Below are 20193 nucleotides of genomic sequence, written 5' to 3'. Positions count from 1 at the left end.
GCGCTTTCCGGAGTTTCCCATGAGTTTCACCCCTAAATACCTGACGCAGGGCGGCCAGATGACGGCCTACCGCCTGCGCATGTTTGTCCAGGTCAGCAACTGGATATTCCACTGGATGCTGCTGCTGTTTGTGGTGGCCACCGGCGCGCTGTTCTGGCTGTCCACGCCCGATGACGTGCTGCGTAACGGTTTCTGGTACTGGGCGGCGTGGCCCACGCATTCGCTGCTGGGCCTGTCCCCGCGTGCGGCAGAAGCCACGTGGGACATCCTCTGGCACTGCGAAGCGGGCGCGCGGCTGTGCAGCATTAAACTCACGCCGGCGCAGCTGCTGGCCAACCCGTGGATGCAGGAGATGGGCTGCCAGTTCATGGCGAACCTGCGCTTTATCGCGACCGCGTGCGGCATCACCGCCAGCCTGCTCTGGTGCCTCATTGCCTGGTACGTGGGTCGCATCGGTAAAAAGGAAAGCGAGGACGAGTTTATCTCCGGCATGACGCTCACCGATAAGCCGAAGGAGGTCAACCGGCTGCTGAAAAAGGCCGGCGAGAAGTCCGACCTGCAGATAGGCGGCCTGAACATGGTGAAGAACGCCGAGGTCATGAACTTTCTGATCCACGGCACCATCGGCGTGGGCAAGTCCACGCTCATCCGCTGGCTGCTGGACTACATCCGCCGGCGCGGCGACCGCGCGATTGTGTACGACTCCGGCGGGACCTTTATAGAGACGCACTACGACGAGCGCGTGGACAAAATTCTGAACGCGCACGACAAGCGCTGTGAAAACTGGGTGCTGTGGCGCGAGGCGCAGGACGTGGTGGACTACGAGAACATGACGGCGGCGCTGATGCCGGTCGAGGGCGACTCCGACCCGTTCTGGGTGTCCTCATCGCGAACCATCTTCAGCGACACGGCCATGCAGTTTGCCTCACGACCCGACCGCAGCATCGAGACGTTTCTGAAGACCTGCCTCTCCATCGACCTGAAAAGCCTGCGCGAGTTTCTGAAAAACACCCCGTCGGCCAACCTGGTTGAGGAGAAAATCGAGAAAACCGCCATCTCCATCCGCTCGGTGCTGACCAACTACGCCAAGTCGCTGCGCTACCTGCAGGGGCTGGATAAGGAAGGCAAGCCGGAGTTCAGCATCCGCGAGTGGATGACCGATGCGCAGTACGACAGCAGCTGGCTGTTTATCTCCACCACGGCCCGCCACCGCAAGGCGGTGCGCCCCCTGATATCGATGTGGCTGTCGCTGGCCACGCTGCTGCTGCAGAGCATGGGCGAAAACAGCGAACGCCGCGTGTGGTTCATCGGCGATGAAATTGCCAGCCTGCAGAAGATACCGGAGTTCAGTGAAACGCTGGCCGAAGCGCGCAAGTTCGGCGGCTGCTTCGTGCTGGGCATTCAGAACATGCCGCAGCTTATCCACATCTACGGCCGCGAAATGGCCAAGGCCATCTTTGACCTGCTGAACACCCGTGCCTACGGTCGCTCGCCGAGCGCAGAGGTGGCCAAAATGGTGGAAGAGGAGCTGGGACATCAGCGCCGGCGCGAGGCGCGCGAGCAGAACAGCTACGGCCTTGACCAGGTGCGCGACGGTATCTCCATCAGTAAGGACAAGGTCAACGAGCCCATCGTGGACTACGACCAGATTATGAAGATGCCCAACCTGCGCTTTTACGTGCGCCTGCCGGGCGAATACCCGGTGGTGAAGCTGAGCCTGAAGTACCGCAAACAGAAGAAGTACCACCCCGCGCTGATGGAGCGCGACTTCCGCGACCGGCTGAGCCCGGAGCTCGAGCGCATCATTGAGAGCAACGAGCGCAGCGCCCGGACGGCGGACATTACGTTCCCGACCGGAGAGGAGCTGATGGAGGAGGATGACCGCAACCCTGTAGCCGCACCGGTAAAACCTGCGGTTACCTCACCCGCAGCCGCGCCGGCTGCATCTGTCGCCCCTGCGACGCCACCTGAGCCGGCGGCCAGAAGGGCGCGGCCTGTGGTGGCTGTGCCGCCTGCTGCTGCAGTGACATCCGCGTCAGAGAGGGTCAGCGACCCGGTGCCTGCTTCCAACGTGCGTCCGTTCCCGCTGCGCGCGGTGCCTGCACCGGTGGCGGTGGATAAGGTTGCCTCTGAGCGGCCGACGGCCAGCAAGTCTGTCTCAGACACTGCAGTCCGCCCCCCTTCCCCTGCGCGACAGGTCCCGGATTTACCTCTCTCTCCTCTGGAGCGGATCAGACGGCTCAAGAACACTACCGGCGACAGCGCGGAAACGGATAGCGACGCTCCCGGTGGTGAAGCCCCCGAGTTGCATATGCAGATGGAGAAAGATGACGGCGGTCGCCTTACCGTGCGGCACATCAGCCCGTGGAAAACCGAACAGCAGCGCGACGACGAGCGCACCGCTCAGCGCGGCGATGCCAACGCGCGCATGGCCGACGACGAAAAGAACATCCTGCGACACCGCGACGACTACGAGGCGTACCAGGAGATGAGTGACAGCCTTGACCCGGGAGGGTATGAACGATGATGACCGTTGCTCCGGTGGCCTCTGCCGCCGACGCTGCCGGCTATTACAGCAGCAAAGATAACTATTACTTCCTGGATGACATGCCCACGCAGTGGCTGGGCGAGGGCGCACGGGAGCTGGGCCTTGAGGGGCCGGTTGACCTTGATACGTTCACGGGCATTCTGCACGGCAGCCTGCCGAACGGCGTGACGCTCGGTAAAGAGGTGCAGGGCGCGCACGTGCACCGCCCGGGCCACGACTTTACCTTTTCGGCGCCCAAAAGCATCTCGATGCTTATCCTTGCCGGCGGGGACAAACGTCTGCTTGATGCCCACCTTCAGTCCGTCCGTGAAACCATGGCCATTATGGAGCAGACGGTCAGCGCGCGGGATACAAAGGAGGGTGTCACCCGCATAGCGACAACCGGCAAAATGGTGGCAGCGCTGTTCACGCATGATACGTCTCGGAATCTCGATCCAGACGTGCATACCCACGTCGTCATGGCCAACGTCACGGAGCTGGACGGCAAGTGGAAGGCGCTGGCTACCGATGCTATTCACGGCGCGGGATTCATTGAAACGGTCTACCGGAATCAGGTCACTTTCGGAAAAATTTACCGCAACCTGATGAAGGGGAAAACGGAGAGCCTGGGTTACGAAACGGAGCTGACCGGCGGACGCCATGATTTGTGGGAAGTAAAAGGTTTTTCACGTGAGGTTATTGAGGAGTTTTCGTCACGGCATCGTGAGATTGTGGCGGGCGCCGGTGAAGACGCCTCGCTCAAAAGCCGCGACGTGGCCGCGCTCGATACCCGCCAGCGCAAGCAGGATATCAGCCGCTACGGCGGGGAGGATATTGCGCCGGGCCGCCCGCAGTCTTCACCCTACCCGGCAGGGGAGACAGCGCGACCGGCCGCCGATGCTGAAAAATCTTCAGCAATATCCGGCGAGAGGGGGGCATCTCAGCCCTCTCCAGATAAGAGTGTGCCGGTCGCGCAGCCAGAACCGTCTTCAGCACCGGCTTTAGCGGAAATGGATCAGCAGTTACCCGCCTCTGTCGCGGAGAACGCGCTGGCAACAGGCGGGGAAGGCCTCTCTCCGCCGTCTGTACAGAATACAGATGTGGCGATCGCGAAGCCCGAAACCGCCGACGGCCGGGCGAGGCTGCGCGAACGCTGGCAGCGGCAGATGGACGACGTGGGCTTCGACATTCAGCGCGTGATAACTGATGCCGGCGAACGCGAAGCCTTACTGCCGCCAGCGGGGGAACCGCAGGACGCGCCGGTGCAGGCTATGGAGGCGGTACGCACCGCGATTTCAGTCCTGAGCGACAGCAAAACCCGGTTTACCTACGGTGACCTCCTGCTGACGGCCCACAATGCCGGCGAACAGCAGAACGACATCCCGGCCCTGCGAACCGCTCTTGACCAGGCCATCCGGGAGAGTCTGCTGGTTCCGCTTGACGGTGACAAGGGCGTGTTTACCTCGCACATCCATCTGCTGGATGAGCTGTCGGTGCAGTCGCTTGCTACCGACATCCTGAATGAGAACAAAGTGGTGAGTTTCAGACTGGCAGGTAAGGAGACGCCCGTGCATCTCAGGTCCGTCGCCCGGGAACCCGCTGCGATTATTAACGCGCCGGCCTCCGTGGGACGGCTGCGCGAGGTAACGGAGGAGCTGGTGACAATGTCACAAAGCGAAGGCCGTGAGGTCAGGGTGCTGACCAGCTCAGCCGAACGTGCGCTCAGCTTCGCCAAATCGCCGCTGCTGGAAGACAGGCTGCTCCTCCGCAGCCGTATGCTGGACGGCACCTTCAGCCTTGCGCCTCAGAGTACGCTCATCGTGGAGAGCGCAGAAAAGCTCAGCCTGAAGGAAACGCTGGTGCTGACCGGTGAGGCGCGGGAAAAGAACGCGCAGCTGCTGTTTCTGGACAGCGCCGGCCGCCAGTCAAACGCCAACGCACTTTCCGTCCTGTCCGCTGCGGGCGTTAAGCGACAGAGCCTGAAGGCGCCGGCTGATGGCATTGAAGTCCGCGTCACCAGCATTCAGGACAAGCGCGATCGCTATCAGGCGATGGCAGAGCGTTTTGCCGCAATCAATCCTGATGAAACGGCCGTGACGGCCGTTGTGACGGGCCCCCGTGAGCAGGCACAGCTCACGGGCGTTATCCGTCATGCGCTTCTGGACGCCGGCAGGCTGGGCAACGAGTCGGTTAGCATCAGCGCGCGCACGCCGGTATATATGACGGCGAAAGAGCGCCGGCTTCCTGCCACCTACCGCGCGGGTATGGTGCTCGAGGACAGGACGGAAAAAAACCAGACGCGGCATTACGTTATCGACCGGGTACATGAAGAAACCCGCATGCTTTCCCTGATTGACGGGGATGGCGTGCTATCCCGCGTAAAGCTCAGCGCGCTGTCTGGCGACTGGCGCCTGTTTACGCAGACTCAGCTGGAGGTGGCCGCGGGCGAGCGGCTGTTTGCGCTCGCCGCCGACAAAAACGCCGGGCTGAAGGCGCGCGACCGGCTCACCGTCACGTCCGTTGAGAGCGGGGCGCTGGTCGTGCAGCGTGAGGGGCAGAAAAAGCCGCTGCGGATTAGCCCGGAAAACCCGCTCTACGTCAGTTACGGCTACGTCAGCGCCCCCGGCACCCGGGATAACGAACAGGGGATTGTGCTGGCCAGCCTCGGGGCTCAGGACCTGTCGGTCAACATGATTAACGCGCTGGCGCAGTCCGGCCATGAGGCTGAAATATTCACCGGCGAAGCCCTGAGCCGGGCCGAAGAGAAGCTGGGACGCCTGCGCACCACGCGCTCCCCGCTGTCGCTGGTCCGTCAGGCCAGCGGGAAGGACGATGCCAGTGAGGCCATTGACACGCTTAATACGCAGCTGCTCTCTGATGCGCAGAAAGCCGTCACGCGGGGCGTCGCGCAGATGCGGGAGGTCGCTTTCTCCGGGACAAAACTGTTTGACGAGGCCCTGTCGTTCACCGGCGACCTGACGCTGATTGAAAACGAAATTGCCCGTCAGGTGAAAGCCGGCGACCTCATCCGGGTGCAGGTCGGGTCCGAGCCCCACTACGTGGCGCGCGCCACGTGGGAGATGGAAAAAGCCATTATCGGTGAAATTGAGCGGGGCAAAAACACGCAGTCACCGCTGCTGGCGCAGGTCGATCCTGCCATCCTGTCGCGCCTGACGCAGGGCCAGAAAGAAGCCACCACGCTCATCCTGAAAAGTCCGGACCGGTTTACCGGCGTACAGGGGTATGCGGGGGTCGGTAAAACCACCCAGTTCGATGCCGTTAAGGCGGCCGTGGATACCCTGCCTGCGGACGTTCGTCCGGTCATCGTGGGGCTGGGCCCGACACACCGCTCGGTCAAAGAAATGGCGTCCACGGGCATTGATGCGCAGACGCTCAAGTCGTTTGTCATGGACTGGCAGATGCGCAGCGCCGCCGGCGAGGACGTCCGCTATGACAACATGCTGTTTCTCATCGATGAGTCTTCCATGATTGGCAACCAGGACACCGCGGCCGCGTACCTCGCGATTGCGGCCGGCAACGGCCGTGCCGTGGCGGTGGGCGACGTGGCGCAGCTGAAGTCACCGGAAAGCGGGGCGCCGTTCCAGCTGATACAGGAGCGAAGCCCGATTGACGTGGCGGTGATGAAGGAAATCGTGCGCCAGCGCGATGCGGACCTGAAGTCGGCGGTTTACAGCATCATCAGCAATGATTTCACCGCCGCGCTGAGGGACATTGAAAAGGTTTCACCGGACGTGGTGCCGCGCCGGCAGGGGGCGGCTGCGCTCTCCGGATCCATCATCCAGACAGCAGACCCGGTGTCCACGATAGTGACTGATTTTATGAGCCGCACCGATGAGGCGCGCGGGGAGACCATGATCCTGGTGCAGCTGCATGCGGACCGCAGAGCCATCAACAAGGGTATCCATAATGCGATGGTGCAGAACAATGAGCTGGGGCAGGAATCGCGGACGGTCACCATTCTGGACCGCATCACCGGCGGGCGGCACGATTTTAACCGCGTGAGAGACTGGAAAGCGGGCCAGGTAGCACTGGTTAATCAGCGCTACCTGGACGTTATCGCCGTTGACCGCACTCACGGCAACGTAACCCTCAAGGATGAGGCGGGCCGCACGCACTTCTGGTCACCCGCGGAGCTCAACGCCACGGAAATCGAGGTCTTTGAAGAGCGTAAGATTGAGCTGCGTACGGGCGACAGCGTGCGCCTCAGTAAAACGCAGAAGCAGGCCGGCCACGCCGCACACGAGCTGTACCGCGTGGAAGAACTGCGGCCCGGAGGTGAAATTGTGCTGCGGAACAGCAGCGGGATTAAGGTGATTGATCCCGCCAGAACGACAGCAGACCGTCATGTTGACTACAGCTGGGCCGTGACCGGATACGGGGCGCAGGGTGCAAGCGCCCGCTATTCGCTGGCGCTGGAGGGGGTAGAGGGCGCACGTGAACGGATGAGCGGCGCGCGGGCTTTCTACATTAACGTCTCGCGTGCGAAGGACCACGTGCAGATTGTCACCGATAACCGAAAGCGCTGGACGGCCACCCTCGGGGCCGGAAACGACGGACCGGCCACGGCACACGACGCGCTGGTGCCCGAGCCTGAGCGCGAACAGGCCGGGCGCATCTGGTCCATGGGGCAGGCCGCGTCGAAAACGGCGATTGGCCGCGCCTTTCTCCGGTCGGCGGGGCTCAGCGGCAGTGCCGTGACGGCGCGTATTATGCCGCCCACGCAGAAGTTTCCGGAGGCCCATCTTGCGCTGCGGGTTTATGACGGAAACGGAAAAGTGGCGGGTTTGACGATGGTGCCGCTGCGCCCCGGACAGGGCGAATTCGAAACCGGAGATGAACGGCGGATTGTCACCGCCGGCGCGCAGGCGGCACTTGTGCAGAAAAGCCGGAACGGAGAAACGTTCGTGGTGGACTCGCTGGACAAGGCTCTTGGCGTGGCCCGCACGCATCCGGAGTCAGGCGTTCTGCTCAGGACCGGTGATGTATCGCCCTCTTCTCAGCTCATGAAGGTTTCTGGAGGCGCTGAAATCGTCGCGGAAACAGTGGTCAGGGACGCGGTTTTCAGGTCTCAATCGACGCCACCAATACCGCAGTTGCCCGCTGCGCCCGTTCTCCCTGCCGACCTGCCTGACTCAGCCGTTATGGATCTCGTCAGGGTGAGCAGCCGTCTGCCTGATGCGCCCGTGCTGCCGGAGATCCAGAGTGATGTCAGGCACAACGGGACTGAGCGGGGCGCCGAGGAAAAACTGGCAGGCATGCTCAGCCACACCGCTGAACGGGAAAAAGCAGTGGCAGAGGAAATGCCAGTAGTGAACGGTAAGATTCCGGAGGACGAAGAAAAGCTGGCCGTTCGCTTAAAGGACAGCGATATCCTGCCTTCTGCTGAACCTGTCCGGATACCGGAAGAAAAACCGAAAGAGAGTGTGGCAGGGGACAGAGGAGAAGCCGTTCTGGCGGCAGAGCTGTCGAAGGGCATCCCGTCGGAAAAGGCGATTGCCGCCGGCCTGAATACGCCGCTGCAGCATGAAGGCCAGGAGCGCCTGTCTCCTGAACTGACGCAGGAACCCTCCCGCCATATCCAGAAAGAACGTTAATTACAGCGGCACGCTCTGTGCGACCGCCTCACTTTCAACCTGCACCGCGCAGGCATACGAGATTAATCATGAAACATACCCTGAAGATGGCCGCCCTTGCGCTGGCCATGAGCGCCGCTTTGCCCTCAGCAGCATCTGATGCGGCGGACGCCGCAGACTTTACCTCTGCACAGCAGGCCCGCATCGGTGTAATTGCCGCCGACTACCTGGTGGCGCATCCCGACGTGCTGATCGACGTGAGCAAAAAGCTGCAGGCGCGCCAGCAGGCGCAGCAGCAGCAGGCTTACGTGCAGTCCGCGCTGAAGGCGCACCGTCTGCTGATGCAGCTCGGTGGCGTACCGGTTAAAGGGCCGGGGGATTCGAAGGTCATTGTGACTGAGTTCTTTGACTATGAATGCATTGCCTGCAGCATGATGGCGCCGGTGATGGAAAAAGTGATGGCCGCTAACCCTGGCGTGCGCTTCGCCTTCCGCGACTGGACCATTTTTGCCGCCCGCTATCCGGAATCAACGCAGGCCTCGCACCGCGGGCTGGGTATTTACAGGAAGCAGGGCGCAGATGCCTATATGGACTACCACAACGGGATTTACCGTACCGGCCACAACGAGGGCAAACTGACGGCGGAAGATATAGAGAAAGTGGCTGCGGCCGCCGGCGCTGGTGCCGCTTCCGGTGATGACAGTGCTGCCTCCGATCGCCTGATCGAAAACAACGACGCGCTGGCGGAGATGCTGGGGCTGACGGGCACGCCTGGCATTATCGTGATGCCCGCGGAAAATGCCACGGCAGACAACACCACCGTCATCCCGGGCGTGGTCAGTGAACAGGTGCTGCAGCAGGCGATTACACGTGCATCCGGCAACGCTCAGTAACCCTTTCTTAAGCAAAAAAATCCCGGCACGGGGCCGGGAAAATGGATTCGTCAATGCGGTCCGGCGAGTGGAGTCGCCGGCCGTATGAGAAGTATCGGCCGTTCCGCCAGAACCTTTACTTCATGACGCCCATGCCGCTCAGGCTGTTCGTTCCTCGCGCTGCTGCGGTACGCCTCAGCCTGATCGCCCTGACCGCCGTCGTATAACGCGATCCTCTGCGATCGACCCTTCTGCAATGACCCAGGTGCCCCTCCGCCACGCTTCCGTTATTTTTTCGGCGTCCCGCCAGACGCCGGACAGAGGCCAGGTGAGACCTGAAATGTGATGAAGGTCACGGGAAATTTCATCGGTGAACTTTTTTTATCCATACGATTCGTGCTATGTGCAATCTGTGCTGGATTTAACCGGTTGAGATGGGTATTCTTTTCAGAATTCGCCGGGCGGCGATCTTATTTTGATCCTTATCTGAGTACTGTGGTGGTCGACGATGAGGACGTGCGAAAACCTGTGGCCGGACATGCGCGGCGCGGGGAAGAATCAACCGGATGGGACGTATCCGTAAAAACGTCCAGGGTACGGAGCGCGGGGTTTACCGGGCTCTGAATGCAAAAACCCCCCGAAATCTGGATTCAACTTGGCGGAAGAGTCAGAAATCAGGGGGTCCAAAAGCAGGCTCTGGCCTGTGAAGGATTATAACGCATGCAGTTCATAAGACAACCCCTGTCCGCCATAAGTTCGGGACAGGGTGAATGACCAGATTTTAATCGGGTTAAACGGCCCGAACCTCAAATCCGACGGACGCCATCGCGGCGATCATTCCGTTGCCTGTAAGTGTTCAAACCCTGAATGGTTTGCACCCGCTAATTTCCGGCGTCTGCCCGGACAGATGGGGCATGCCATGAGCCGGCTCGTCGTGAAGGACAGGCGCACAGGAAAAATGGCGCTGCGCCAGCGCATGTCCCGTCACCCGTATTTTGTGCAGCTGCGCGAAGCAGCGGGACGCAAACGTGATTTCCGGCCGGAAAAACAGGCGCTTTATGATGCCATATGGCCGCTGGTTATCCAGCGCGCCGATCTGGCCACCGGCGTCGTGACCTTTAACGGCAGTAAGCTTGCCGACGAACTGAGCCCAAAAGATGAAAAGGGTGACGTCATTCCGGAGACCCGCGTTGAGCCTTCCCGCCTGTCCCGCCTCTTTGAGGAATGGGAGCGCTTTGGCCTGATTGAGCGCCCGGATCTGGAAATGGACCCGGCCACAGGGTACTGCATGCCGCGCCACATCGTTCTTACAGACCGCTTCTGGCAGCTTTGCGGCATCGACATGGATAAGTTCCTGTCAGAGCGTAACGACCGGCTGGCCGCTCAGGCCGACGGTATTATCGAACCCGGTACGTATGACTCCGTCCGCGCCGCGCGCCGGCGCTGGTACGAGAATATGCGCATGGCCACTCTGGTAAGCCGCCGTGAAAAAGCCGCCAGCAAAAAGCGCCGGACGCGGCTGAGTAAGCTGTCAATTGATGACCGTCGGAACGCCATGGCCAAGCTGCTGCGCATGCAACCGGCACACCAGTGGATGCATCTGCCCCCGGAGGAATTTGATCGACAGGTCTGGCTCCGTCTCAGGCAGATGGATTTAGGACTCGACTATGAGCCGGAAACGCCCGAAATACCCGACATAGTGCACTAGCTTTCCCTCTTCTTTTAACCGCCTTGACTGGCGGTAAAGTCGTTTGTTTCGTGCGACGTTCCGCCATTTTCTGCACGTTCCCTTCAGTATTATCCCCCGCAAAAAGCAGAAAAACTGACCGCTTCAGGCCTGCTTTTTTTTATTCACATTTACCCGCAATTAATCATCGCTGAATACCCGCAATGACTGTCTTCACTACCTGCAAGATATTCCTGACTTACGTCAGAAGAGATCTTCATAAAAGATAAAGGGGTTTTCATGCCGACACTCTGCGTGAATAAATAAGGCCTTCGCTTGCAGCGGCCTTAAACGTCCGCGCCGCTCAGATATTTAAGGTAGCTCCCGCTGACGCGGGCCCCGGACGGTGAAGTTAGTTACAACAGACAAAGCATTCACTGTGGTCAGCAGATTCTGCGCCATTGTGCCCCTCTCAGCCCGGACCCGCGCCGTACCTGAAGCCCGGTTGCCCCCACTGACCAGCCCCGGCCGCCCGGCCCGCAGGGCCGGAACTGCAGTGGCTGATAAATGGATGCTGTAACTACCAGTTTTGTGTTGCTGTTAAGCCTGAGGCCCGCAGTTTCTTTCTTTCGTCTGCGACCATCTGATGGATAAGCTGCTGACAGGCCGCTGCTTAAACGGCGTCTGTCAGGGAGGGGTTTGGGCTTTTGCCACCATCGACCCTGTAACCGGCTCTGCCGGGCTTACGGCGCCCGATGGCATCAGCGCCGTCCTCAACGGTTTCTGGCGCCTCCATGCCGCTCATGCGGCATTCACAGGACAGGCTGCGCACTGCTCGCCCGTCCGGCTACGTCTGGGAGTTATGTGCTATGCAGAAAACTGAACAGCAGCATCAGGATTTGGAAGAGGTTTACCGGATGACAGGAGCAATCGTGCTCGCGCTGGCCGACTGTGTACTTGAAACTACCCGGCTGCGTATTGCCGGTTACTTTCGCGAGGAGCTGGCCATAACGGGAAAATGGTCGCCCCGCATCATGCTGGCCATGCAGAATGTGATTGCCATGCTCGAAATACTACCGGATCGGGATAAGTAGAGTCTCACCGCGACAGCGAGGGTAAAGTTCTCTGAGGGCAAATGATGTCATAAAATGACGGATTCAAGTGCCACTGATTACTGTGGTTTTGCATGAAGGATGTCTCTTATGGATAACGATAATCTGAACGTCAGTCACCTGGCGTGGTGCGGGCTGATTGCGCTACACACTGCCCGCCGCGACGGGACAGTCGCCTCCCCCGCGCAGGACAACCTGTTTCTGACCCGCTGGCTGGCTGGCGCTGAAAAGCAGCGCCGTTTCCCACGGGAGCTTGCCGGCGACATTAGCTGGCTGCTGAAAGAGGGGCGGGAAAAAGGACTCAGCGCCGACCTGCCCGGCAAGCTCGACTACCTGTGGCGCGCCGGCAGCGGCAACCTGCAGGGGCAGAACGACCTGTTCCGGCTGCAGCACGCCCTGCACGCGGTGAAACTGACCGGGTGGATTTACATGGTGCTGGCAGAGAGCGAATGGCGCGGCCGCCGGCAGCTGCGCCTGAGCCCGTCGGTATCGGGTATCTACCTGAACCGACACGCCCTCGACGCCGGCTTTGACGAGCACGGCCGCCAGCGCATCCCCCTGCCCGCGCGCATTACCGGCGAGCTGTCAGGGCTCGATAAGCTGCTGCAGCGATCGGGCTGGCGCCGGGAAGCGGCCGGAGCGGCTGATGAAAATCTGCACCATCTGCTCGCAGACGGGTTCCGGGCAGCGTGAGACCGGAAGCGCAATGGTCACGGACGTTACAGTCTACAGTGAACCATCGCCGGGCTCAGGTTTCAGGGCGGGCGGCCGATAACTTCCTCGTAAGCAGAATAATAAAACGTTTGTTTTCATTCCCTGGACGGGGAGCCGCCCGGCGGCACCCCACTTTTTTGGACAGCGGCCACGTGGGCGGTGGCCAGGACAGGAATCACAGCATGAACAGGCATGAAGTCACGTCTCAGCTGTTCCGCAGCGCGGGCTACGATCCGACCAGCGGCGTGCTGGAGCTGGAGTACCGGAACGGCGCGTGCCGGCGCTGGCTCGCGGTGCCGGCAAAGGTGTATCAGGCGTTCTGCACGGCCGCGGACGCTGACGCATTTTTCAGGAGCAGCATTGAGGGGCGCTATATTTCCCTGCGGGGTGGCCTGAGCCTGCGGCGCGGCGTCTGACGCCATCATCTGCGCATACGCATCATAATCTTCAGCGGCCTGCTGCCGCCAGCGTTGCACCGGGGCCCGGCGTTCAGCGCGTGCCTGGTACCCGCTGCGGCGCTGTCCCGCGGCCCTTGAAAGGGTCTCCTGCACCCAGGTCCAGAACGCGCGCCCTGCATGTTGTGTCACGGTGTAACCCGCTTTTTTCATGATTTTACGGGCCACGTTTTCATTCCATCTGCGGATGAGCGAAAATGCGCCGCGAATGTCGCCACGTGACGTCATGATATTTAATTCGTGAAACGTATTCATATTCCCTTCTCCCTGATACTTTACTGTTATCGTCATATTGAGGGGATTCTTCAGTGATTTGTTGATATTTACAGGGAAATAACAAAGAATGTTATATATAAATTACCCGTAAATGACAGAATAATTAACCCCTGTTCAAATCCGGTGGCTGATATTGAAAAAATACGCATTAATAATTGCGTCACTGCTGACTCTTCCGGTTATTCATGGTGCAGGAGCCTCCGTCACGGCCGGCTTTTCCCCCGGAGGGACGGCGCTGGATCTGATACTGCAGCTGACCGGCCGCGCGCGGCAGAGCGCCGACGACGTGGCGGCCTATGACTTTACCAGCCGTCCGGTGGCGCAGGCGCTGTCAGACGCCGTCGCGCGGGGTGTGAAGGTCAGGCTGGTCGCCGATGAAAAGAAAAGTCGTGACCGCTGGTCTCTGGTGGGCCAGCTCGCGTGCGCTGGCGTGGACGTCCGCCTTAATGGCATGTACAGCATCATGCATAATAAGTTCATGGTGACCGACGGCAGCGCGGTGGAAACCGGCTCATTTAATTACACATCTTCTGCCGAAAAAAGAAATGCGGAGAACGCGCTGGTCATTCAGGATGAACCCGGTATCGCCCGTCAGTATCAGGCAGAATTTAACCGGCTCTGGAATGAATCCGTGCCGGTGTCCTGTCCGCGGACTGAATAAAATTAACCAGCAGGCAAGGGAAAATAATATGGCAACGTATGAAACAGCGTTATTACTGACGGCAGGTATTGTCTCCGGTCTTGGCCCTTTTCTTCTGGCTGCCTACAGCGGTGGAAGCAGGACGGTTATTCTTCAGATCATCGCGGGCCCGCTGGCTACAATTGCTTACCGCGGCCTTGCCGGATTCATTCAGCCTGACGTGCTGGCTCTCTCCCTGTGTGCGGGACTGGTGCTGCTGACCGCTGTCCTCTTCCGGATCAACCGGGGTGAAAAGACAATCGCATGACTGCGGCGCGGGGAGGCTCAGCTTATGGCGGCAAAGAAAATATACCCCGTCCGGTTCGCCGGGCTGCGGGGCACCCGGGAGTGCGATGCAGCGTTCCGTACCGCTGACCCGGAGCAGTGGCAGCGCTGGCTGAAACACGCGCGCGATAATAAGGCCACCACGATAGTGAGCTGCCTGTGCCAGGCCGGTGAGGAAGACACGCAGCGCCGGCGCCTTAAGGTACATCTGTCACAGAAAACGGACCAGTGCTGGCTCGCCTCATGGGCCTTCTCCGGGCACGAGCACGCACCTGACTGCCGCTTTTACTCCGTCTGGCCGGACGAAAGGCAGGCCGCTGTCTATGCGCCCGACGTTGTAAAAGTCGCGGCGGATGGCCAGCTTGTGGTCCGCCTCCCCACCGGCCTGCAAAAGAAAAACGCGCAGGAAAGGAAACCGGAAGCGATCCCGGTCAGCACCGGACCCGGTAAGCGGCGACGGCAGTCCTCAATGCGGCTGCTGGGGCTGCTGCATCTGCTTTGGGAGCAGTCCGGCATCAACGTCTGGCACCCCGCGTTTGACCGGAAAAAACGCTATCCCGGCTGGGTCAGCTGGCGCCTGAATGAAACGGCCGGACGCATCCGCATCGGCCGGATTCCGCTGAGACAGTCGCTGATGCTGATGGCCATGAAGGATTCGGAGCAGGCCGCAGAGAACCGCCGGATTGCTAAGGAAGCTGCCGGAGATTCACGGCGGCTCATTATCATTTCTCAGCTGGCCGCGTGGAGCGATGCGGCCGATGAACGGCTGCAGTACACCCTTCCGCTGGGGCTGTTTGCAGGCTTTCCCTCACTGGACCTTCCTGATGACGTCAGGGCCCGCCTCAGCAGGAGCTTTACGCGTGAGCTGAGCGACTGGCGCCGGGGTGCCCGGGTGATGATTATCTGCGAAACCGAGCCGCCGGAAACCACTTTTATCCGCAAAGAAGGTCGTAACGTCCCGCGCAGCAGCTGCAGGGTCATCGACGCGGCGCTGATGACCGTCAGCCCGCGCTATATTCCGCTGGACTCCCGCTATGAGGGCATGGTCGAGGCGCGTCTGTGGCAGGAAAAGCGCGCGTTCATCAAACCGCTGCGCTACGATGGTGAAGAGGACGTTTTACCGGACTTTGTTCTCAAAGACGTGCCAGGTGTAGATGACCTGCCGATGGAAGTCTTCGGTATGAACACGCCTGAATACCTGCATCGTCAGCAGGAAAAATCTGCTCATTATGATGCGGAATATGGTCCGGGGAAATGGTGGTACTGGCACGCTGCAAACAGCTCAGATATGCCGGCGTTCCCCTGAAATATGATTAGAGGTCTGAGGTCTAGTGGAACTTAACAGACAGAGGTGTCCACTAATCGATTTTTCAGACGATAATTTTTCTCTTACCGTACGTTTCGTACGGTTGACCTTCAAATCCAGCTTAAAGTGCTGCTATTATTTCCTTTGCTATCAATGGTGTTTGAGAGGGATAACATGGCGTTAAATGGTAGTTTTGTTCTCAATGGAGCTGATTACGCACCACTCTTTTTTCCCGGGATCGGTACATTTTCCGCATTCTCCGGCACAGGTCCCAATCGTAATCGCGCGGGTTGTTCAAATGTGCCTACCGTTGGCCCGCTCCCGACTGGTAAATACTGGATTGTTGATCGTGAGCAGGGCGGGTTGTTTTCTCAGGGGCTGGCAGCTGCGAAAGATCTGTATAACAAAGTATTCCACGGTGCACAGTTCGGCCATGCTGACTGGTTCGCTCTCTACTTCGACGATATAAAAATCGACGACTGGACGTGGGTTAAAGGCGTTCAGCGAGGAAACTTCCGGCTCCATCCGGGGGTTATATCTGAAGGCTGCATTACACTGTCACGAAACTCGGAATTTGCAGCGCTTCGGAACCGACTGCTGAACACCTCGCTGATTAATGTTCCATGTAGGCGAAATCTGAAAGCCCGTGGTTATATTGAAGTTAAAGGTATCGGTAACGATGAAACTTGCCCGACGAGTCGCTAAAACAGTTTTGTTCATCGCTCTTTTCTGTCTCTTCGCCTGGCTGATTGATGCGTCCAAGTTCATCAGCCTCGATACAGCCAATAGTTTTGCGGCATGGTTACATGGTAATGCGAGTCAGGAGAATTATGACGATTTATGGTTCTTTACCGACGTGCTGCTTTCACTGTTTGGTGCTGTCGTGGCTTACACTGTTGTGATTAGGTTATGCAGAAAGGTTCCAGGCCGGTCAGGCCAGCAGTGAAGTATGAATGTAAATAACCCGCTTTTGCGCTGAGCGATCCCGGGGGCTGCGCAGTTCATGGGCTTCAGACCCCTATAACTACAGTTGCTGAGTGATAGATCCTGAACCCTCGGTAAAGGTTACTGTAGCTTTAGCACCGTTAACAATTGAAATCTGTGGTGGAATGTGACCAATATCAACGTCATACAATACTGGGATTAAGAGGTCACCGAGAGCAGCTTTAAGAGCATCCAGATAATTATGTTTAGTATTATCACTAACATCTGGGGCTGCGCTTCTGCCTATAAGAATACCTTTCAAATTTTCGAACCAACCGTGTAAGCGTAGGCTTATCAGCGCCCGAGTCATTTCACAGGGGGCCATTTCTACGTTCTCAAAATACAGAATTACGCCTTCTTCAATATGCTGTTCAGTAAACAACCTGATATTTCCAAATGGTGTGCCAGCTAATCTCGAAATGATTTCCAGGCATCCTCCAATAAGGTATCCATTGAAAAATACAGAAGACGTAACGCCATCAAGGATCTTCCATTCAGTTTCGTGGGATAAATTGAATCCAGCATCGCTGGCTGAACCCCACTGATTTTCTTCAGTCTGATGTGCTTTCGAAGAAAACTGCTCAATTACATCTCCCTTTTCTGCTGCCAAAAATTCCCATACAGCTTTTGTTGTGGGGTCCAGCTCTTTTGCACCAAGATCCATCAGATTCGGCCCATGCAACGTAGACCATCCAGAGAGTGTAACCAGTGGAAAATGAATAGTACTCAGGTCGGAAAAGCCGACAAACCATTTTGGCTCTGTTTTTTCTAACAGTCTGAAATCCATTAACTCAAGTAACTCGATAGCCCGATCTCCTCCCCAAGGGGGCATAACTGCTTTTACCTCTGGATCAGTCAGAACGGTCATTAATTCCTTTGCACGTGAAGTTTTGCATGCGCTTTCATTCTTATGCTGAGAACGCAAGCATTCACCTTCTAGAACCCTGAAACCCTTTTTTTTGAGACTATTGATGGCGAGTTCAAGTCGGGGGTGTAGATGTTCAGGTACGCCAGATGATGGGGCAGTAACTGCAATCAAATCTCCCGGAACCAGATTGGGGGGGATGCGTGTATTCATGCATAAATCCTTTTTACGAATGTAAATCTTTAGTCCATAAAAGAATGGGGCTTGCAACCTTTTCCAGCATCCATTTAATGGCATTTTTTGGGTTTTTTATAGTCCTTAAATTACTTAATATATGGTTTCATCGCCAATAGGTGATTTATCTTATTAAGTTAATGCGCTTTTAACTTTAACTACTCATTCAATAATACTTACTCTGGTTTGGAGATTTTTGTTCCATGAAAAAAGCACCAAATGCCAAAGGCCAGGAGCTTTTCGAGATGGATCAATTAGTCCATTGACCTCAAGACTTTCCAGACGATTTCGCACATTCCATGAACCGGGTATGTTTCCATTATTCACGATTTCCTGCCATGGAGCTGTAGCATCTTTAAGATCAATCCCAGCAGCCAAAATTGCATTTGCATCCCTCAGGTCAATAATTTTATTGGCAACAACCCTGACTTTTACTATCTCAAGATTGGCACTTCTTTTGTCACTGTGCAATTTCATGGCTGCTTCAACCCCTTCAGGAGATGAGCTAAGGTAAAGGGTAGGTTGATCACCTCTTGAGTAGCGGCCTGGATTCCTTGAGCCTGATAGCGCAAATTTACGATAGGTGGGGTCTATAGCCCGGTAGAAGACCCCGTCTATCTCTGTAAGAAAATCAGTAAGAACCATTGATTCACATCCTCTCTTAAAAATTTAGAGAATACATGCCACCTAGTCATATTTACCATCTGAATATCAGGCCTGTCGTCCTTACACACATGTTTTAGTGGCTTCAGACTAATTTTTCTCTAAAACCGTTGGCTCGACGCTATACCGATTAACACTAAAATTCAATGCCAGGAGTACGCTGCCGCCTCACCAATCTGAGGGAAGGAGGCGCTCATTTCATTACCTCTGAGGGTGTATGACCGACAACGAAGAAGCAGAGTTCAAGGATGTTTTGCTCATTATGATTAAGCGGTCCGTGGACTGGTATCGTGAGCAGGACTTTAGCCACATGAACGATGACGTGCGGCCAGCGCTGGAAAGTATATTCAGCCCGGGATACGGGTATGACCCCAGTGCCAGCGCCCAGATTGGCATTAATATGATGATGATTGGTCAGGTATGGCAGGATGAACGCTTCACGGCATTTGCCGACAGGGCTGCCCGGACGTCATGTAACAGAAAAACCATAGGTAAACTTCCCGGAAAAATTGCCCTGAGGCAGCTGCTGGATGAAGTCAGCGAAGTTCTCAGAGAGCCCCGGTTTAATACGACAGAATGACCTGATTAAATCCGGCTCCATATATCGCTGCACCAGATGACGAAGCATGGCCAGAACTTCGTCCCGGAACTACGGTAAACTTAAACTGTACGAAATTTATACACATTCAGCCCGCGTCGATGGTAATCTGAGTTTCAGTCTTCTCAGGCAGCGGGCTGCCGCCCTGATACATCTGTTTCACTGTAAGCATGCATTCGTTATCGGATACGACTTCAGCAGGAGTTCTGATGAGAATTAGTGAAGATGAAACTGACCAGGATATTTACCACGATGCCTGCTTTGCGGCCGGCATGTGCTGCCTGAAGCTTGCCAGCGAGGGCGGAGAAATTAACCGTGAGCGGCTGGCCATCGAGCTGATGCGGCTGCTGGGCGGCTTAATCGAGCAAAGAGAAGAGTGCCCCTCTTCTCTGATTTTTGCCATTGAGCAGTTGCGCGGCGAACCGGATGTGTAAGCGGGATGAGGAGCCCCACTAAATCACGCCCGTTAGCCTTGTCCTTCCTGAACGGGCTCAAGCAGCTCTCTGCCCTGGTGGTGGATATTACCCACCTTTCTGCTGACCGGGTGCCACGTGAACGCCTTTTCAGGCAGGGCGGCATCATGCGCGATTTCTTCCGCCCGCTCAGGTGAAGTATCGGCGCTCAGCCATTCGCGAACGGCGTCAGGAGCAATCACCAGCGGGCGCCTGTCGTGAATATCAACCATGCCCCTGTTACTGGCCGACGTCACAATCACAAACCCCTCTTTGCCGTGGTCCTGCCCGTACGGCTGCCTGCCGATGGCCGCAAAAAACAGGGGCTGTTTATCTTTATGATATATGCAGAACGGCTGCTTCTTATCTCCTTCCTTCTTCCATTCGAACCAGGCGTCAGCGGAAACGATGGCGCGGCCGTGGTTCCACAGAGGTTTAAACATGCGGCCGCTGGCCGCTGTTTCCCCGCGTGCGTTAATCAGCGGCTGTTTATCCCACCACTCCGGGCCATATCCCCAGAAAACAGGGTCGAGGCGCAGGACGTCGTCCTGCTCGTTGAGGAGCAGCACGCGCGTGCCCGGCGCAACGTTAAACCGGCCGATGGGCTCAGGGTCGAACGTGATTTCGTCAGGTTTCAAACCGATGGCGTCAAAATACTCATTACGGCTGCTGTACTGCGCAAATCTTCCACACATAGAGACCTCCCGCTGTTGCTGTAAGGATAGCGACATATACTGATATCAGACGCTTTAATTTGGTGCGCAGGTGCAGACAGGAGTTGCAGATGAATTACTATCAGAAGCTGAGTCAGCCCGCCGTCAGAGCGGAGATGGCGCATGACTGGCCGACTGCCGCCTCGCAGTGGCAGACGCTGCTCAGACGGCCGGCAGCCCAGCCCTGGCGACAGTGGA

Annotated in this window: 17 protein-coding genes; 14 read left to right on the top strand and 3 right to left on the bottom strand. The window is 57.6% G+C overall.

Annotated features, from left to right (window positions below; translation table 11 throughout):
• Positions 1-19: 19 nt before the first annotated feature.
• From traD to F3J38_RS26035, 12 genes are all read left to right on the top strand, one after another.
• Positions 20-2527, top strand: a complete 2508-nt coding sequence (traD, locus tag F3J38_RS26090) for a type IV conjugative transfer system coupling protein TraD (protein ID WP_167144037.1) — start codon at positions 20-22, stop codon at positions 2525-2527.
• Positions 2524-8142, top strand: a complete 5619-nt coding sequence (gene mobF / locus F3J38_RS26085) for a MobF family relaxase (RefSeq protein ID WP_167144035.1) — start codon at positions 2524-2526, stop codon at positions 8140-8142. The genes traD and mobF overlap by 4 nt, the downstream gene beginning before the upstream one ends.
• A gap of 68 nt (positions 8143-8210) precedes the next feature.
• Entirely contained in the window at positions 8211-9014 is an 804-nt protein-coding gene (locus tag F3J38_RS26080) for a DsbA family protein (RefSeq protein WP_167144033.1), read from the top strand.
• A gap of 745 nt (positions 9015-9759) precedes the next feature.
• Positions 9760-10701 (top strand): plasmid replication initiator RepA, encoded by a 942-nt coding sequence (gene repA, locus F3J38_RS26075; protein WP_167144031.1) that lies wholly within the window; start codon positions 9760-9762, stop codon positions 10699-10701.
• A gap of 827 nt (positions 10702-11528) precedes the next feature.
• Positions 11529-11753, top strand: a complete 225-nt coding sequence (locus F3J38_RS26070; RefSeq protein ID WP_167144029.1) for a DUF2767 family protein — start codon at positions 11529-11531, stop codon at positions 11751-11753.
• 108 nt (positions 11754-11861) lie between these two features.
• Positions 11862-12464 carry a DUF2913 family protein gene (locus tag F3J38_RS26065; RefSeq protein ID WP_167144027.1) on the top strand — a complete coding sequence of 201 codons (603 nt, stop codon included), beginning with the start codon at positions 11862-11864 and terminating at the stop codon, positions 12462-12464.
• Between the two features lie 203 nt (positions 12465-12667).
• A complete protein-coding gene (locus tag F3J38_RS26060; protein WP_167144025.1) occupies positions 12668-12901 on the top strand; it encodes a KTSC domain-containing protein in 234 nt (77 codons plus the stop codon).
• Positions 12902-13349: 448 nt separating this feature from the next.
• Positions 13350-13877, top strand: a complete 528-nt coding sequence (locus F3J38_RS26055; protein WP_205298418.1) for a phospholipase D family nuclease — start codon at positions 13350-13352, stop codon at positions 13875-13877.
• A gap of 28 nt (positions 13878-13905) precedes the next feature.
• Entirely contained in the window at positions 13906-14163 is a 258-nt protein-coding gene (locus tag F3J38_RS26050) for a hypothetical protein (RefSeq protein ID WP_167144024.1), read from the top strand.
• 24 nt (positions 14164-14187) lie between these two features.
• Positions 14188-15486 carry a DUF1173 family protein gene (locus F3J38_RS26045; RefSeq protein ID WP_167144022.1) on the top strand — a complete coding sequence of 433 codons (1299 nt, stop codon included), beginning with the start codon at positions 14188-14190 and terminating at the stop codon, positions 15484-15486.
• Between the two features lie 174 nt (positions 15487-15660).
• On the top strand, positions 15661-16191 hold the full coding sequence (locus F3J38_RS26040; RefSeq protein WP_167144019.1) for a DUF2778 domain-containing protein: 531 nt from the start codon (positions 15661-15663) through the stop codon (positions 16189-16191).
• Positions 16166-16432, top strand: a complete 267-nt coding sequence (locus tag F3J38_RS26035; protein ID WP_167144016.1) for a hypothetical protein — start codon at positions 16166-16168, stop codon at positions 16430-16432. Before F3J38_RS26040 ends, F3J38_RS26035 begins: the two co-directional genes overlap by 26 nt.
• Positions 16433-16510: 78 nt before the next feature.
• Here F3J38_RS26035 and F3J38_RS26030 read toward each other — a convergent pair whose 3' ends face one another.
• Entirely contained in the window at positions 16511-17548 is a 1038-nt protein-coding gene (locus tag F3J38_RS26030) for a S66 family peptidase (RefSeq protein WP_167144013.1), read from the bottom strand.
• Positions 17549-17731: 183 nt separating this feature from the next.
• Positions 17732-18214 (bottom strand): RES family NAD+ phosphorylase, encoded by a 483-nt coding sequence (locus tag F3J38_RS26025; protein WP_167144010.1) that lies wholly within the window; start codon positions 18212-18214, stop codon positions 17732-17734.
• Positions 18215-18449: 235 nt separating this feature from the next.
• Here F3J38_RS26025 and F3J38_RS26020 point away from each other — a divergent pair, with 235 nt between their 5' ends.
• Both F3J38_RS26020 and F3J38_RS26015 read left to right on the top strand, forming a co-directional pair.
• Positions 18450-18812, top strand: a complete 363-nt coding sequence (locus tag F3J38_RS26020) for a hypothetical protein (RefSeq protein WP_167144007.1) — start codon at positions 18450-18452, stop codon at positions 18810-18812.
• Between the two features lie 227 nt (positions 18813-19039).
• Positions 19040-19264, top strand: coding sequence for a hypothetical protein (locus tag F3J38_RS26015; RefSeq protein ID WP_167144004.1), 225 nt, complete (start codon positions 19040-19042; stop codon positions 19262-19264).
• Between the two features lie 32 nt (positions 19265-19296).
• On the opposite strand, the gene F3J38_RS26010 is transcribed toward F3J38_RS26015, so the two are convergent.
• Positions 19297-19977 (bottom strand): SOS response-associated peptidase family protein, encoded by a 681-nt coding sequence (locus F3J38_RS26010; protein WP_167144001.1) that lies wholly within the window; start codon positions 19975-19977, stop codon positions 19297-19299.
• Positions 19978-20193: the final 216 nt, after the last annotated feature.

The sequence above is a fragment of the Candidatus Pantoea formicae genome, assembly GCF_011752625.1.
GTDB lineage: Bacteria > Pseudomonadota > Gammaproteobacteria > Enterobacterales > Enterobacteriaceae > Pantoea > Pantoea formicae.
Note: the sequence above shows the minus strand (reverse complement) of the source record. Positions and strands in the feature narration are given on the sequence as shown.